The sequence below is a fragment of the Anaerosolibacter carboniphilus genome (genome assembly GCF_014205875.1).
Lineage (GTDB): Bacteria > Bacillota > Clostridia > Peptostreptococcales > Thermotaleaceae > Anaerosolibacter > Anaerosolibacter carboniphilus.
The window spans coordinates 161463-179149 of sequence record NZ_JACHEN010000002.1 but is presented as its reverse complement, the minus strand read 5'-3'; the positions used below and the strand labels follow the sequence as shown (position 1 = coordinate 179149).

The 17687-nt window shown below is 37.2% G+C and carries 14 protein-coding genes; 13 read left to right on the top strand and 1 reads right to left on the bottom strand.

Annotation, left to right across the window (positions count from 1 at the left end; genetic code table 11):
* Positions 1-288: 288 nt before the first annotated feature.
* The 12 genes from HNQ80_RS02840 (at position 289) to HNQ80_RS02785 (ending at position 14132) form a co-directional block, all read left to right on the top strand.
* Positions 289-1869, top strand: coding sequence for a DUF342 domain-containing protein (locus HNQ80_RS02840; protein WP_184307980.1), 1581 nt, complete (start codon positions 289-291; stop codon positions 1867-1869).
* A gap of 13 nt (positions 1870-1882) precedes the next feature.
* Complete coding sequence (locus HNQ80_RS02835; RefSeq protein WP_184307979.1) at positions 1883-3730, top strand: GAF domain-containing protein; 1848 nt, start codon at positions 1883-1885, stop codon at positions 3728-3730.
* A 147-nt stretch (positions 3731-3877) separates the two neighbouring features.
* Positions 3878-5107 carry an MFS transporter gene (locus HNQ80_RS02830; protein ID WP_184307978.1) on the top strand — a complete coding sequence of 410 codons (1230 nt, stop codon included), beginning with the start codon at positions 3878-3880 and terminating at the stop codon, positions 5105-5107.
* 298 nt (positions 5108-5405) lie between these two features.
* Positions 5406-6449 carry a spermidine/putrescine ABC transporter ATP-binding protein gene (gene potA / locus HNQ80_RS02825; protein WP_184307977.1) on the top strand — a complete coding sequence of 348 codons (1044 nt, stop codon included), beginning with the start codon at positions 5406-5408 and terminating at the stop codon, positions 6447-6449.
* 2 nt (positions 6450-6451) lie between these two features.
* Positions 6452-7291, top strand: coding sequence for an ABC transporter permease (locus HNQ80_RS02820; protein ID WP_184307976.1), 840 nt, complete (start codon positions 6452-6454; stop codon positions 7289-7291).
* On the top strand, positions 7285-8058 hold the full coding sequence (locus HNQ80_RS02815; protein WP_184307975.1) for an ABC transporter permease: 774 nt from the start codon (positions 7285-7287) through the stop codon (positions 8056-8058). Before HNQ80_RS02820 ends, HNQ80_RS02815 begins: the two co-directional genes overlap by 7 nt.
* A gap of 13 nt (positions 8059-8071) precedes the next feature.
* Positions 8072-9124 carry an ABC transporter substrate-binding protein gene (locus tag HNQ80_RS02810; RefSeq protein ID WP_184307973.1) on the top strand — a complete coding sequence of 351 codons (1053 nt, stop codon included), beginning with the start codon at positions 8072-8074 and terminating at the stop codon, positions 9122-9124.
* A gap of 308 nt (positions 9125-9432) precedes the next feature.
* The gene (locus HNQ80_RS02805; RefSeq protein WP_184307971.1) at positions 9433-9990 is read left to right on the top strand and encodes a flavin reductase family protein; all 558 of its coding nucleotides are present in this window, start codon (positions 9433-9435) and stop codon (positions 9988-9990) included.
* A 386-nt stretch (positions 9991-10376) separates the two neighbouring features.
* Complete coding sequence (locus tag HNQ80_RS02800; protein ID WP_184307969.1) at positions 10377-11264, top strand: Vgb family protein; 888 nt, start codon at positions 10377-10379, stop codon at positions 11262-11264.
* Positions 11265-11302: 38 nt separating this feature from the next.
* Positions 11303-11959, top strand: coding sequence for a Vat family streptogramin A O-acetyltransferase (locus tag HNQ80_RS02795; protein WP_184307967.1), 657 nt, complete (start codon positions 11303-11305; stop codon positions 11957-11959).
* Between the two features lie 411 nt (positions 11960-12370).
* Positions 12371-12997, top strand: a complete 627-nt coding sequence (locus tag HNQ80_RS02790) for a hypothetical protein (RefSeq protein WP_184307965.1) — start codon at positions 12371-12373, stop codon at positions 12995-12997.
* Between the two features lie 235 nt (positions 12998-13232).
* Positions 13233-14132: a peptidylprolyl isomerase gene (locus HNQ80_RS02785; RefSeq protein ID WP_207726829.1), complete on the top strand. Its 900-nt coding sequence runs from the start codon at positions 13233-13235 to the stop codon at positions 14130-14132.
* A gap of 102 nt (positions 14133-14234) precedes the next feature.
* On the opposite strand, the gene HNQ80_RS02780 is transcribed toward HNQ80_RS02785, so the two are convergent.
* Positions 14235-15167, bottom strand: coding sequence for a helix-turn-helix transcriptional regulator (locus HNQ80_RS02780; RefSeq protein WP_184307962.1), 933 nt, complete (start codon positions 15165-15167; stop codon positions 14235-14237).
* Positions 15168-15357: 190 nt separating this feature from the next.
* Here HNQ80_RS02780 and HNQ80_RS02775 point away from each other — a divergent pair, with 190 nt between their 5' ends.
* Positions 15358-17631 carry an ATP-binding cassette domain-containing protein gene (locus HNQ80_RS02775; protein WP_184307961.1) on the top strand — a complete coding sequence of 758 codons (2274 nt, stop codon included), beginning with the start codon at positions 15358-15360 and terminating at the stop codon, positions 17629-17631.
* Positions 17632-17687: the final 56 nt, after the last annotated feature.

Genomic DNA, 17687 nt, shown 5'->3' with positions numbered 1-17687 from the left:
TGGACTTCACTTGAAGTAATTGTTTTCATATGGATATACACAAGTAGTAGCGATACAGAATTTCTTTAGGACTTAAGTAGGATACTGTATGTCCTAATGCGTATAATTAGTGCTTCTTGCACAAAACTAAATTACTTTTGCCCTACAGGAGTATTTGGTGCTCAGGTATAATAATAGTAAATTAAAGTGAACGCATTTAATTATCCAATACCTATCTATATTGTTTAGCCAATTCACATATCCCATCCATATTGAAAAAATAAATCCCATGATAAAGAAGGTGACGTTATGGTTCTTGTGCAAAATGAATATTTTTCTATTACAGTAAAGGGTGAAAAACTGTTTATACATACGGTATGTCCAGGTTTTTCTATCCGTGAATTCCAAGAGATTATGGAGAAACATCCTCGTATTCTCGTAAGTAACTTTCTTATGCTGAAAAATGCTTTGGAGCAGCCCACCAATGAAGGCGTTGAGTTTGGCAAATTAAAACCCAAAGTAGAACTCTTTATTACGCCAGATAACTTGGAAAGTCGAATCTATCTCAATTTGACAAAAGAAGAATTTGATGCAAACAAAGCAGAGATTGCAGATGAAATATTACAACTATTAGAAGGTAAGAAAATTACATACGGCATCCTATATGATGTAATCAATAAACATTTAGAAGTTCAGAAGAATATCACTGTAGCAACTGCCAAACTACCAAAGCATGGTATCGATGCCAATATTGTTTATCTTGAGTTACCTGAGATGAAACCCACCGTTAGAGCTGATGGAAGTGTAGATTTTTATGAGATGAATTTATTCCGTTACGTCAAGAAAGGAGATTGGCTAGGGGAAAAGGTATTGTCGAGTCCAGGAGAACCTGGAATGAATATCAAAGGAGAAATATTGCCTTCGAAGTCAGGACGGGATAAAAATTTAAGAATTGATGGCAATAGTGTGGAAGTCATTAAAGAAGGTAATAAAACGGTGCTGCGTGCTAAGTTTGATGGAGCGGTACAAATCAAAGAAGGAAGAATCGGTGTTGTGGACCACTTGATTGTATACACGAATGTTAGCTATGCAACAGGCAACATCGATTTTAAGGGGTATGTTACGATCCATGGGATCGTTGAGGATGGATTTTCAGTTATGGCAGATAAAGATATTTCCATATTAGGTGATATGGGAATTGGGGCAGTAGAAAAAATTGTTTCAAGGAAAGGAAATATCTACATCAAGGGTGGAGTTTCTGGCAAAGGGAAAGCGATCATTGAAGCAGGGCAGAACGTGTTTGTCAAATATTCGAATGCATGTAAAATCAAAGCTGGAGATGTTATTAACATAGGATTCTATGCCTTAAATAGTCATTTGGAAGCCAATAGTATATTGGTAGAAGCAAAAAATGGAAAAACCATTGGTGGCAGTATACATGCAAAGGCAAAGGTTTCACTGCGTACTGTAGGCAATATCTATGAGAAAAAAACCGATATTCAAGTACAGGGGTTTGATAGAAGAGCGGTGAAGCAGGAATTGGATGATCTGTTGATGGAATATAAGAAGTTGCTTGAGGACGCGGAAAGAATAGAACGTGAGTTAGAAATATATGAGACCACACTAACCACTTCAAAGGAGATAAAAAGTACGAGTGAGTATATTCAATATCATAACGCCCATGAAGATATATTGAATAAAATCTATGCATTGGAGGAACAAAGAAAGAATTTGAAAAATGTTCTATCATCTAAGGGAGAAGGGGAAGTGTCTATCTATGAAAAAGCATATCCTCAGACTTTCTTAGAAATTAAGAACATTCAAAAACGGATTAAGAAAGTTACCAGCGGTACATTTTATGCATTAGATAATCAACTGATGTATGATTAAGGGAGAGATTAATTTGGACGAATTAAAGACCACCAATAAGATATATCGTTATGAAGCATTGTTACAAGCGATAGATTTTTTCACCCAAAGGTTTCATTTGGATCAATTGGGAAACTATGCTTTCGATTTTGCAAATGAGATGCTAACACTAAATGCCTCTATATTATTTATTTGGGATGGGGATGTGTTTGTTCAGAAGGGCAGCAGATTGTGTGATAGAGAGCCATGGACAATCCCGAATAGTCAGGCTCTTGAAGAACTGCCGATTTTTCACGGAGATATCATTACCAATAGATTTGAAGCGTTTTTTACTGAAGAAGTTATTAAAAAATCTGGAATGAGACTGGTAATTCCGCTGATTATGCATGACTTGCTTCATGGTTTTATCATTTCAAATGGCAAGATCCTTGGCAGCTTGAATGAAGATGACTTGATTATTGCCAGTGCATTGACAAAACTCTTTAGAAATTCCCTTGAAAACAGCAGGCAAATACATGAGCTTTATGAGAAAAACAAGCAATTGGATCAGAAGATATTTAATCTATTTGCAATCAATCAGAGTGCAAAGTCCCTACTCTCAGAGGTTAGTCTAAGCGCTTTGTACGCGCTAGCTACCGATGTGTTTAGCGAGACTACCTGCAGTAAAGTTACTTCATTTGGTATGTATGATCCGATTTCTAAAAGCATTAAGGTGCTAGGCTATAGGAATGTGTCTACTTATACTACTTTTGTTACAGAACTACATCTACTAGAGCATACCTATCAATCTCAACGTGTTGTTTTGGAACTGGAAAAGGACCGAGAAATTATAGAATCTATTTTTAGTAATGGGGAAGAGTTTGAAGCACTTCAAGCTAAATATGTTATTCTTTTGGTAAAAGATGAGATTTTAGGAGTAGTTACCCTCAGTGAACCAGTTAATGACAATATTTATGACCATGCTGTTTTTGAGCTTGTTGAAACATTGGCATCTTTTACCCATATTGCCATTTCCAATGCGCTATTATTCAAAGAAATTGTTACAGAAAAAGAGCGTGCTGAGCGAAAATTTGACATACTAAACACTTTGAACAAAATTATTCGTAATATCAATCACAGTACGAATATTGAAGAATTGTCTATCTTAACTTTGAAAGTATTATCTTTAAACTTTGGTATCAAAAAAGCCTTCTTTGCATATCGTAGTCAGAATGATTATGTGGTCCGTTATGGCATAGGGCTAGGGGTAGAGAGCGCAGAAACAAAGTTTACGCTGAATGATGAATGGGAAAATGCATTGCATGGAGAAATGATTTTAGATTTTCGGGAGGATGCAGTACAAAGTTTTTTTGAAAAAAGTTTTATAGAACAAATAGGGGGCTCCAATTGTATTGTTATTTCTCCTATATGCACTGGGAGACCTTTCCTTCATGAAGTCTCTTCGCCCATAGGTTTTCTGATTGTCCTGGAAACCAAGGATAGTCTCAAAGAAGAAGAGATACTTTTAATAGATACGATTGCCAATAATATTACCCCTGTCATTTATCAAATGGATTTAAACCAGCGAATTCGAGGGGAATATAGAGTCGACCCACTACAGCAATTCCTTCGGGCTGCAGAGAGAAAATTGGCGGAAAGAAAGGAATATGGATCAGATTTTTATCTATATTATAAGATTGTAGATAAGAGTCCCTTTGAAAAATTTGAAGATATGTTTATTGAAGGGGAAGAGTGCTATGTGGTTGATAATCTAGTGTTTCTCTTCACCTATGAAACCATGAATCGAAATCTTTTCTGCAAAATCCCCCATTTTGAATGGATAGAGGAGTTGGTTCATTTTGACTACCAGGGCTTCTATCATTCATATAGAGATGAATGGTAGAAGGTTAAGTATATAATGGTTTAAGGCAAGCCGGTTCAAAAATTTTGTCCAGTATAACTTATATGTAGAGATGATCAAGTACATGATATAATAGATGAGAAATGCTAAAACTAAAATATATGTTCGGATCGGAGTGTTAGTCAAAATATGATAAATAGCTGGAGAAGAAACGTCATCTTGTTTCTACTAAGCCAAACCCTATCTCTTTTTGGGTCTTCATTGGTTCAGTATGCGATTATGTGGTATATCACCCTGAATACCAAGTCCGGTGTTATGATGACTGTTTCAATTATTTGCGGTTTCGTACCTACATTTTTTCTTTCGCCTTTTGCTGGTGTATGGGCGGACCGATATAATCGAAAGATATTGATTATGCTGTCGGATGCATTTATTGCGGTCGTTACCTTAGTGTTAGCCATACTATTTTTATTAGGCTATGATTCTATGGGTCTACTTTTCGTCATGTCTGCTTTCAGAGCCATCGGTTCGGGTATTCAGACACCGGCTATTGGGGCTTTTATTCCTCAGATAACACCCGAGGATCAGTTAACAAAAGTAAATGGCATTAATGGTAGTATTCAAGCTATGGTCATGCTGATTTCGCCGATGCTAAGTGGGGCCCTCCTCACTATGGCATCCATCGAAGCTATCTTTTTTATTGATGTCCTCACAGCTGGGATTGCGGTGTTGGTATTGCTTATTTTCCTAAAGGTACCGGCCCATGGCAAAGCTCAGGACGCACAGGGGATTAGTTATTTCAAGGATTTACGAGAGGGTGTTCTCTATATAAGAGATCATGCTTATGTAAGAAAATTTTTTGTATTCTGTGCCTTTTTCTTTTTCCTAGCAGCGCCGGTTGCTTTTTTAACACCTCTACAAGTTACCCGAAGCTTTGGAGGGGCCGTGTGGCGATTGACTGCCATAGAGATTACATTTTCTCTTGGTATGATGCTGGGAGGCGTGATTATGGCTTCCTGGGGAGGTTTTCCCAATAAGATATATACCATGACCCTTTCCAGTTTTGTCATTGGTATTTGCACCCTTGCCCTAGGTATTGTACCTATCTTTTGGCTCTATTTATTGATCATGGGAATTGTCGGCATCGTCATGCCATTTTTCAATACACCTTCCACCGTTCTGCTGCAGGAGAAAGTTGAAGAGGATTTTCTAGGGAGGGTATTCGGTGTGCTAGGCATGATTTCAAGCTCCATGATGCCCCTGGGAATGCTGATATTTGGACCAATGGCCGATGCGGTCCAGATCGAATGGCTGTTGATAGGAACTGGTTTTCTACTGTTCGTTCAAAGCTTTTTCCTAATTGGCAACAAAGATCTTGTTGAGGCAGGAAAGCCAAAAGATAGAATCAATGAAAGCTGATTCAGAGATTAGCAGGGGATGCAAAATATAAATTTTTTGTATCATCAAATATGGACTTTATGATGTGTAAACAGGGGCTTTGGCCTCTGTTTATTTATTTTTTTTCGAAAAAATTTAAGTATCATGAAGAAGATAAATATTTTATTGAAAGCCATGTCATTGACAAAAGATTGCAAAAAAACTATAATTAATTCGATTTAGTCTCTTTAAAATTAAAGTTTACAGATGCTAAATCGATTTGTAGCAGATACCTCATTTTAAATGGAGGGTATATAGGTGATAGGTGAGGAGGGGTTCTATGGAAGAATATATCATTGAATTGAGCCATCTGACAAAAAGATTTATGGAAAAAGAGGCTCTTTGTGAGATTGATCTCAAAATAAAACCAAAGGAGTTTGTCACACTGCTGGGACCTAGTGGATGTGGGAAGACGACGACCCTGCGGATTATTGGTGGATTTGAAGAGCCAACTGCAGGGGATGTTATTTTTGAGGGCAAAAAAATAAATGATCTGCCTCCCTATCAGAGACAAATCAATACAGTATTTCAAAAGTACGCCCTATTTCCCCATTTGAATGTATTCGAGAACATCGCCTTTGGTCTTAGATTAAAAAAGCTGGGACAAGGAGAAATTGAAGAGAAAGTGTCTCGTATGCTGAAATTGGTAAATCTAGAGGGTTTTGGGAAGCGAAAAGTCCAATCCCTAAGCGGCGGGCAGCAGCAGCGAGTAGCTATTGCCAGGGCATTGGTAAATGAGCCCAAAGTACTGCTGCTGGATGAACCTTTGGGGGCCTTAGATCTAAAGCTTCGTAAGGAAATGCAGCTGGAGCTTAAAAATATGCAGCAAAGAGTAGGAATTACCTTCATCTATGTTACCCATGATCAGGAAGAAGCGCTGACCATGTCTGATCGGGTTGTAGTCATGAGTGAAGGAGAGATTCAGCAAATCGGAACCCCAGAGGATATTTATAATGAACCAGTGAATCGATTTGTGGCTGATTTTATTGGAGAAGGCAATATTCTTGATGGGGTGATGGCAGAGGATTTTAAGGTGAAGATAGAAGATCGAACATTCACCTGTATGGATAAAGGCTTTGCCTCCAATGAAATCGTAGAAGTGCTGGTGCGGCCAGAAGATATACAAATTGTTGAAGCCCAAAAAGGAATGCTCAAAGGTGTTGTAGAATCAGTGGTATTTAAAGGTGTCCACTATGAGATTTTGGTGCGGGATGAATCAGAGATGTCTTGGATGATCCATACCATACACATGGTGAAGGTGGGACAGACCATCGGCATGGATATTGTTCCCGATGCCATTCATATCATGAAGAAGGTGGGATAGACATGAAAAAACAATGGTTGTCCGTACCTTATGGCATATGGGCCCTTGTATTTAGTATAGCACCGATCCTTATCATCGCTGTCTACAGCTTTTGCAGTCGTTCATCCTATGGGAACATCATTTATCAATTTACAACGGAAAACTATAGAAATTTTTTAGAACCTATTTACATAAATGTGCTTTGGCGGTCTATTCTTTTAGCAACCCAGAGTACCCTTGCTTGTTTTATCTTGGGTTATCCCATGGCAATGATTATTGCGAAAAGTAAAATAAAAAGAAGAAATATCATGGTGATGCTGTTCGTGCTGCCATTATGGACCAACTTCTTGTTAAGAACTTATGCGTGGATGGTATTGTTAAGGGATCAAGGTGTAATTAATCAGTTTCTTATGAATATAGGGATCATTGATGAACCTTTAAAGCTTTTATATAGCCATAATGCTGTTTTGTTGGGTATGGTTTATAATTTTCTGCCCTTTATGGTATTGCCTATTTATTCAGTACTATCCAAGCTAGATCAAAGCTTTGTGGAAGCAGCTGAAGATTTAGGCGCACCTCCTTGGCAAGTCTTTTCAAAGGTGATTTTTCCCTTAAGCCTTCCAGGGGTGATTTCGGGGGCCATTATGGTATTTATGCCGGCTGTCAGTACCTTTGTCATATCAGACCTATTGGGTGGTGGGCAAACCGTTCTCTTGGGTAACCTCATCCAGAATCAGTTCCTCGTGGCGAGAAACTGGCAGTTTGGGTCAGCCATATCGATGATTATGATTGCGATGATTTTGATTACCATGGGTATTACATCAAAATATCAAGGAGAAGGAGGGGGACGACAATTATGGTAAAGAAACTTTGTAAGGGTGCCTATGCAGGCATCATCTACTTGTTTTTATACTTGCCGATTCTAGTATTGATCGTCTACTCTTTCAATGACTCAAAATACCGGGGGAATTGGAGTGGATTCACCCTGCGATGGTACCAAGAATTAATGAAAGACCGTACCATTATCAGCGCCCTCTATAATACCTTTACCATTGCCATATTGGCTTCCTTGCTGGCCACAGTCATTGGAACGGCAGCGGCCATTGGTATTCATCATATGAAACCCAGGGCAAAGGCAGTTTTTATGAATATGACTTACTTACCTGTAATGAATCCAGATATTGTGATTGGTATTTCGCTCCTTGCACTATTTGTGTGGCTGAAGTTAAAGTTGGGATACATAACCTTGCTGCTGGCCCACATTACCTTTAATGTACCCTATGTGATCTTGGCAGTACTGCCGAAGATTTATCAGCTTAATCCCCACTTGGAGGAAGCTGCGTTGGATTTAGGTGCTACACCGCTGCAGGCTTTTTTCAAGGTAATTTTGCCAGAGATTATGTCGGGGGTTGTGACAGGATTCCTTTTGGCTTTTACCTTGTCTTTGGATGATTTTATGGTAAGCTTTTTTACGACGGGATCAGGGGTGAATACATTATCGATTAAAATTTACTCCATGACAAAGCTAGGGGTTAGTCCCAAAATCAATGCATTATCAACCATTTTATTTGTAGGTGTACTGAGCCTGCTGATCATACTTCAGCAAAGGGCAAGCAATATAAAAGAGTGAAAGGGTGAGGGTGATGAAAAAAATAGTAGCTATCTTGATCATAGGGATGTTGATTCTATCTCTTGCAGCCTGTGGAAAGGGAGAAACCAACGAGCAAGGATATTATAACAAACTAAATGTGTATAATTGGGGAGACTATATTGATCCTCAAGTGTTAGATGATTTTGAAAAAGAATATGGGATCAAGGTGAACTATGAAAACTATGCCAATAATGAAGAGATGTTGGCGAAGATTCAAGCAGGGGGAACAGAATATGATGTGATTTTTCCTTCCGAGTATATGGTGGAAGCCATGATCAAACAAGATTTACTTCTAGAAATAGACATGAAAAATCTATCTAATATTAAAAATATCGGAGAACAATTCAAGAACCTTCCTTATGACCCTGATAACAAATATTCCGTACCTTACTTCTGGGGAACCATGGGTATTATTTATAACACCAAAGAGGTTGAGGGAGAACTAGACAGTTGGAATGCTCTCTGGGATGAGAAATATAAGGGTGATATTCTGATGCTGGACAGCTCCAGAGATACCATCGGAATTACTTTAAAAAAGCTGGGATATTCTTTAAATACACGGAATCTTGAAGAATTGGAAAAGGCAAAAGAGGAACTGATGAAACAGAAGCCTTTGGTAAAGGCCTATGAAGTGGATGCCTATAAGGATATGATGATTGCAGGAGAGGCTGCCATGGCCTTGACATGGTCTGGAGATGCTATGCTGTTGGTTGAAGAGAACCCTGATTTGGCCTATGTAATTCCTAAGGAAGGAACAAACCTTTGGTTTGATGCCATGGCAATTCCTAAAACCAGTCAGCACAAAAGGGAAGCAGAGCTGTTTATCGACTATATGCTGCGGCCTGAAGTGGCAGCTAAGTGTGCAGAATACGTCATGTATGCCACCCCTAATGAAGCAGCAAAAGCGTTACTTTCTGAAGAAGTGGTTGGCAATGAGTTGGCCTATCCAAAAGGGAATATCATGGAGAAGGGTGAAGTTTTCGTCGATCTAGGAGAATTCACAACAGAATATGATCGCGTATGGACGGAGATCAAAGCAAAGTAAAAGAATGATATGGAAAAGATAGATTCAAGAAGAGACTAGGACTATTCTTAGATGAAAGAATAGTCCTAGTCTCTTTCTTATTGTTATCAAGGAGAATGTAGAAGCTAGCGCGCAAAAAATAGATTTGTAATTAGCCTCAAAATCATCAAAGATGCCACAAAAATAAAAAACCTAAGCCAATTGGCTTAGGGGTATACTCTATCTATATGATAACCCATAAAAAAGAAAAAGTCTATTCTTTTATTAGAGTTCCAGTTATAATACAAATACTACTGCAGTAGAATAACAGATGAATAGGAGGATTTAAAATGGAAAAGATTAAAATTCAAAATCGCCCTTTCGGCCCCTTTCCTACCATGCTTGTGGGAGCGGATGTCAATGGGAAGCCGAACTATGTTACTGTGGGTGCATGTGGGGTAGTGAGTTTGAAGCCAATGCTGTATGTTTCGCTAAAAAGCACGCATTATACAACGGCAGGCGTGAAGGAAAACGGGTATTTTAGTGTCAATATTCCTCCAGCGGATCTGGTTGAACTGACAGATTACTGTGGTATTGTGTCGGGAAAAAGAATGGATAAGTCAAACTTATTTGTTCCCTTTTATGATGAATTGGGAAAAGCTCCAATGATTACAGAATGCACGATGAACTTTCTCTGTAAAGTCGTGCAGGTTATTCCTATAGATGACTTTGAAATGTTTCTAGGAGAAATTGTTGCGGTATATGTGAATAAGGAATGCTTGACAGAGGGGAAGCCAGACCCATTGAAGATCAATCCAATGATTATGATGGGTGCGAGTTACTATGATCTAAATCAGTTGGTGGGTGATGCTTTTAAGGCGGGATTAAAAATATCGGAAGGCAAATAAAAGCTGCTGCGTATAAGATAGTTATGATGAATGCTCACCTTGATCAGGCGAAGACTATATGCTAAGATAATCTATGTAATAGTGAAACAATATGGGGCGAAAGGGTGACTATCAAGACAATGATCTACTAATCCTATTTTTAGAGAAAACATTTGTTATAAAAACAAAAATATTTTTCTGGATAGGGTTAGTCTGCGCCTTTTTATATAATACACAAAAGATTTATACCATAGTATGGGGAATACTATGTCTTTTGGTGTTATTTTACCTCCTATCCAGAACATGGGTAGGAGGTTTTTTATATTTCAAAATAAATAAGAAGACACTAAAAAGATTGATGAGCAAATGGACTATTTTGAAGTTCATATAAAGGAGGATACAATAATATGAAGATACAGATGCAAGAATACCTGCTTCCTACGCTGAAATCAGGTCCTTATGGGATTACGGTAGGTTCAGATCATGCCCTATGGTTCACGGAAAACCATGGGAATAGGGTTGGAAGAATAACTATAGACGGCAACATTAAGGAATACCCTGTACCCACTCCTGATGCAGGACTTTCTATCATTACTGCTGGAGTGGATGGAGATTTGTGGTTTACAGAATATAAGGCCAATAAAATCGGTAGAATTTCCACGGATGGAGAGATAACGGAGTTCTCTCTGCCAACAGCTGATGCGGGTCCGTTTGGTATCACGGCTGGACCGGATGGAGCCCTCTGGTTTACTCAAATCATCGGAAATAAGATTGGACGAATTACAGGAACGGGAGAAATGAGAGAATATCTATTACCTACTCCAAACGCTTTTCCCTCTGCCATTGTAGCAGGACCTGACGGTGCCCTTTGGTTTACAGAGAATCAAAATAATAAAATTGGCAGAATAACTACTACTGGGAAGATTGTTGAATATCAAATTCCTACAATAGGGGCAGGACCGGTAGGGATTACTGTTGGTTCAGATGGAGACCTTTGGTTTGTGGAGATAAACGGAAATAAGATAGGAAGAATCACTACAAAAGGTGAGATCAGTGAGTATGAGCTTCCTACAGCAAATGCTCGGCCCCATGCCATTACGGCCGGCAGGGATGGAGAACTTTGGTTTACAGAGTGGGGAAGTAACCAAATTGGCTGTATTACCGTGAATGGAGAGATTTCTGAGTACCCAATTCCTACAGTGAATTCAGAACCCCACGGAATTGTACTAGGACCCGATGGTGCCTTATGGTTTGCTGAAGAAATCAACCAGATTGGACGGCTAATTTCTCTCTAAAGGGTGAAGGAAAATGATAAAAGAAAAGGAGTTTATTCATGGAGATTTCTAATAACAATGGACCAAATCCCAAAGATATATATCCAGTAAGTGGAATCAAAAGTCTTTGCTTTATAAAAAATATTATTAAGAATCCAAATATCATTGTAGGCGATTACACTTACTATGATGATCCTGCAAATCCTGAAAAGTTTGAAGAAAATGTTTTATATCATTATGACTTTTTTGGAGATAGATTGGTGATAGGGAAGTTTTGTGCGATCGCACCCAGGGTTAAGTTTATAATGAATAGAGCAAATCATAAGATGAAAGCATTCACAACCTATCCCTTTGGATTATTTGGAAATGGGTGGGAGTATGGAATACCAGGAATAGAAGATTTGCCTTTTAAGGGAGATACAGTGGTAGGCAATGATGTATGGATCGGTATGGAATCCATCATAATGCCAGGTATAAAGATTGGAGATGGAGCAATCATTGCAGCAAAATCAGTGGTTACTAAAGATGTTCCCCCTTATACAATCGTAGGTGGTAATCCTGCAACTATTATCAAAAAAAGATTCTGTGATGATGTAATAGAACTGCTGCTCAAAATAAGATGGTGGGATTGGGAAGTTGAAAAGATTACAGAAAATATTACTTTACTTTGTAGTGAGGATGCTGATAAATTAAGGGATATGGTGGATAATGAATGAAACGGAAATAAAGAACTTTTAGATTATAGCGCAATTTATAAACGTGAAAGAAGGCATCCGTTAAGTCTATGTTTCTACATACTACACACATGGAGGTAGTTGTGAGGTTAGTTCATGGTTAAAGAGTAGAATGAGCGTTTAAAACAAATAAACAGACCTTGCAAAGAATAGATTTTAAATATGCTTTAAGATTGGTGAATGCCAATCTTTTTTTCTTGAATTCTCATACTGAAAACTTGCTTCTATGTTAGCTAGAGATGATTAATGTTCATTTCATATTTGAATTTTTCTACATGTTCCTCTAAAAAATTGGGAACAGAAAATTAACGGCGTTCGTCTAACAAATGAAAGTAACAAGGCAAGAAGCTAATACGCATATTTGGAGAAAAATTATGGAGGAGGTATTATTTTATGATAAAATCAAAATTTACAAGAGGGCTTATCTTAGGGGCATGTGTTACATTACTGTCATCGGGTGTAGTTTTAGCTGATGGTGGGGGAAGCCAACCGTCACCTTTGCCAGGGCAATTAGCTGTTGATGTGATTAAAACTGATGAGAGACAGCTAGGGATATCGGCTGAAGTATCGACAGACTCGCCAGACGCTGCGGTCTCATATCCAGCGCAAGACCAAGGAGAGATCAACGAGAATATATCTCAAAAGCAAAGAGAGATTGATAAATATTTATTTGAAGACCACGCTGGAGAAATAAATAAGAAGGGTTTTAATGTTACCCATACAAGTCCATTGGATGAGTATGTTGAAATAGGCATTACACCCTATAGTGAAGAAAACGCTGAATATCTTTATGAATTATTCGGTAGAGAGATGGTTAAAGTTGTTGAAGGTCAGCAGGCAGAACTATACAATACAACAGCAGCTTCTAATGGTATAGAGGCGGAGGTTGTTCTTTCAAATGAAAACAAACAGGCATCAGAATCCAGCCCATCTAAGGCTCCATTGATATATGCTGCAGGTGCATGCATGCTCTTAGGTGGAGGTGTTATTGTAAAGCGTAAACTAAAATCTGCAAAATAAATAGAGTTTAGAAGATATAACCGTTTAGTGAAACGGTTATATTTATTTGTATAGATATTTCATAAATCTATCACTAAATGCTCACAATTGTTTGTTATAATAAAATCTATGTTAGTGCAATATACAAATATCTAGAAGTTAAAAAACGAGAAAGATCAAGTAATCATTGTTTTTGTAGTAGGAAATTAAGAATTAGAAAAATTAGAGATGCTCTTAGTAGAGAGGAGAGTTTGATTTGTTTGAAAAACTAAGGAACAGAAAAAAGTATCAAATGTTATTCGTTGTTTTCTTACTATTGGTAATTACAGCTGTGACTGGTTGCCAAAGTCAGAATGAAGAAATCGTAGCTACTGTAGGTGGTAAAAATATTACGAAAGATGAATTATATCAACGTTTAGTTGAACAAAATGGTGCTCAAGTTTTAGATTCGTTAATCACTGAAAAAATTATTGAGGCTGAGGCTCAAAAGCAGAATATTAAGGTTACTGAAGCTGAACTTGATAAAGAAATGACGGACATTATAGATTATTATGGTGGAGAGGATGCTTTTAATCAGGCATTAGCATCAGCTGGATATTCAACAGATGATGTAAAGAAAGATATGAAAAGAAATGTAGAAGTGAAAAAATTGCTTGAGCCATCTATCACCATAACCGAAGATGAAATGAAAAAGTATTTTGATGATAATAGAGAGACATTTGCGCAACAGGAACAGGTAAAAGCGAGTCATATTTTAGTGGATAGCTTAGAGAAAGCACAAGAAGTTAAAAAGAAGTTGTCAGAAGGTGAGGATTTTGTTAAAATTGCAAAAGAAAATTCATTAGATACTAGCAATAAAGACCAAGGTGGAGAACTTGGATATATAACAAAAGGACAAATGGTGCCAGAATTTGAGAATGCAGTTTTTTCGATGGAAGCAGGAGAAATTAGTGACCCGATTAAAACGGAATATGGATATCATATTATAAAGGTTGAGAACATAATAGAGGCAAAAGAAGCAAACTATGAAGAAAGTAAAGACCAAATCAAAGATACTTTAATCGAACAAAAGCTTCCAGATGCATATGATACTTGGATGAAAGAAAAACAAAGTGAATATAAAGTAACGAATTATCTTGAAGATAATAATAAATAAAGACTATAGAAAGGGCTGTCCTAAATGATAGAATCAATTATTTGGGACAGCCCTTTTGTTATGTAATCAGAGAACCTCTCAGCCCAATCAGAAAGCTGTTCACTATAGATAATGATTTATCAGACTATAGGCATGTTTTCTTATATTATCTACTATTTTTTGTGGTTCAATAACTTTTGCACAAGCACCTAGCTGAACAAAATAGTTAGAAACATATTCTATTTCATCTTCATCAATTATCGTATCGATATATCCATTTTCATGATCAGTCATAATGATGTGAGGCTCTAACCATGATTTACTTTGGCACTGCCTTACCCCTTCTCTTGTTAACTTAACGTACAACCGAATAGGTGATTTAATTGTATAGCTGTTAAACCAATCTGTTAAATTCATTGGAAACTCATAAATTCTTTTGGAAGTTTCTAAGGATAGTATTCTATCCACTCTAAATAATAGAACCTTATTTTTTTCAATATCGAAAGCAGGCATATACCAAAGCCCATCATATGCATAAGCTCCGATGGGTTTAACTTGTCTTTTTTTATTCTTAGATTTTGATAGATATTCAATTATTAATATGTTGTTCTCTATAGACGCTTCCACTATATCTTTTAGGAATGGAGAAGTAATATTTCTTTTTGGATTCCATAAACATATGATCGATTCTAAGCGATCTATTTTCTTCTTAGTATCTTCAGGAAGACTAACGTATAATTTCCTGGAAACTGAATCGATATCTGTATGAAATGGAAGTGATTTATAATACTTTAATGATTGGAAGGCAAAAAAAATTGCCAAAGCTTCATTCTCGTCAAATACAATTGGGGGAAGAACTCTGTTTTTTAGTGTACGATACCCTCCATTTCGACCCTGCTCGGTATATAGAGGAACTCCTAATTCACTTATTTCCATTAAATATCTATGTGCAGTTCTAACCGATATGTTAAATTCGTACGCAACATCTTGAGCAGTAAAACTCTTTTTAGCATTTACATACATAATTAAATCAAATATTCTTTTAGCTTTTGACATATAAATTCTCCTTTACAAGAGGAATTATTTTTTCAATGTGAGGTAATAAAAATTTAATTCAATAAAAGTAGACAACAATTGTCATGTTTACAGTATACATTATTTATAATAGGTACACAAAATAAGTCTGCATGCCAAGGAAAAGACTTATTATTAAGCATAAAACCACATCTAGTAAAGGGAGATTACTATGAGAGAAGAATATGAGAATAACATACATGTTATTGGAGCTAGAGAAAAGAACCTGAAGAATGTTAATGTAAAGATTCCAAAGAAACAGATTACTGTATTTACAGGGGTTTCAGGTTCTGGAAAGTCATCTCTTGTATTTGATACAATTGCAGCTGAATCTCAACGTCAACTAAACGAAACTTATTCAAGTTTTATCCGTCATCGGCTTCCGCATTATGGACATCCTGACATGGATTCTATCGAGAATCTTTCTGTAGCGATTGTTATTAGTCAAAAGAGAATTGGCGGGAATGCAAGATCAACGGTGGGAACTATTACTGATATTTACTCCTTATTACGTTTATTGTTTTCGCGTATCGGTAAACCTTTTGTAGGATATTCCGATGTCTTTTCCTTCAATAACCCTGCGGGAATGTGCTCTAAATGTGAAGGATTGGGAAAGGTCGATACAATCAATATTGAGCGACTGCTTGATAAAAACAAATCTTTAAATGAAGGAGCAATTCAATTTCCAACTTTTAGACCGGGAGAGGTAAGATGGAAACGTTATGTTTGCACAGGGCTCTTTGACAATGACAAGAAACTGAGAGATTATAGGGAGGATGAATTGGATACACTTCTTTACAAAACAGGTTTTAAGCCTCAAAATCCCACTGATGGGTGGCCTCCTACTTCAAAGTATGAGGGTATTGTTCCCAGAATTGAACGTACTTTTTTGAGTAAAGAATCGCGGGACGTGATACTATATAAAGAGGCGATTGACCATGTGGTCACAAGGGGTATTTGCCCATTGTGCAAAGGTGCCAGACTTAATCAAAAAGTATTGGAGTGTAAAATAAACGGTAAAAATATTGCGGACTGTACAAAAATGCAAGTCAACGATCTTATTAATTTTATTCGGAATATCAAAGCCCCATCTTCTTATACAATGGTAGAAGCTATCATCCATCGGTTGGAGCATTTAAATTCTATTGGATTAGGATATTTAAGCCTGGATCGAGATACAGCTACTCTTTCTGGAGGTGAATCTCAAAGAATTAAAATGGTTCGCCAGCTAGGAAGTAGTTTAACTGATATTACTTACATTTTTGATGAACCAAGTATTGGCCTTCATCCTCATGATGTAAATAGAATTAATAATCTCTTAAAGTCGTTAAGAGATAAAGGAAATACTGTTTTAATTGTGGAGCATGATGCAGATGTGATTAAAATTGCAGACCATGTGATTGATATGGGGCCAAAAGCCGGGACAAAGGGCGGAAATGTTATATATGAGGGAGGCATAAAGGGGCTACTGAAAGCAGAAACATTGACAGGAAAGTTTTTGAGTTATAGACCTAGATTAAAGGAAAGTATCAGAGAGCCAAAAGGATGGCTATCCATAAAACATGCTTCTCTGCATAATTTGAAGGACGTTTCTGTTGATATTCCCATAGGTGTTATGACTGTGGTTACAGGTGTGGCTGGTTCGGGAAAAAGCACTCTTATAAATCATGTATTTCCCCAATATTATCCTGAAACAATTTTCATAGATCAAGGAGCAATTCAAGCTTCTAAACGTTCTAATATTGCTACTTATACTGAAATTTTTGATTCCATTCGAAAGCTATTTGCAAAAGAGAATCGTGTGGAAGCATCTCTTTTTAGCTTTAATTCACAGGGAGCTTGCCCGGAATGTAAGGGATTAGGAATAACATATACTGATTTAGCTTTTATGGATCCTGTTGAAAGTGTTTGTGAAGTATGCCAGGGCCATAGGTTTACGAAGGAAGTCCTGCAGTTTAAATTACGGAAGAAAAATATTAGTGAAGTTCTTGAAATGACAATAGATGAAGCTATGAAATTCTTCAATGAAAAGGAAATATTAGCTACATTAGGAGGATTGAGGGACGTAGGAATAGGTTACATTACTCTTGGCCAGCCCCTGAATACGCTATCTGGTGGAGAACTCCAAAGAGTTAAGCTTGCAGCAGAATTAGAAAAACGAGAAAATATATATGTATTAGATGAACCTACTACAGGATTGCATATGTCTGATATATCACAGCTTATCAGGATTATGGACCGTATTGTTCATCAAGGGAGTACTTTAATTGTGATAGAACATAACCTTGACATAATGAGTCACGCTGATTGGATTATAGATTTAGGGCCTGGAGCAGGACAAGATGGAGGTAAGGTTATATTTGAAGGACAACCTAAGGATTTAGTTAAGCATAATTCTTCTATTACCGGAAAATACCTGAAACAATATACATTATCAATAGAATGATAAAAATAACAAGAAATAATTATGGCAGATTTAAATGTATGCTCCATAGCTGAGGA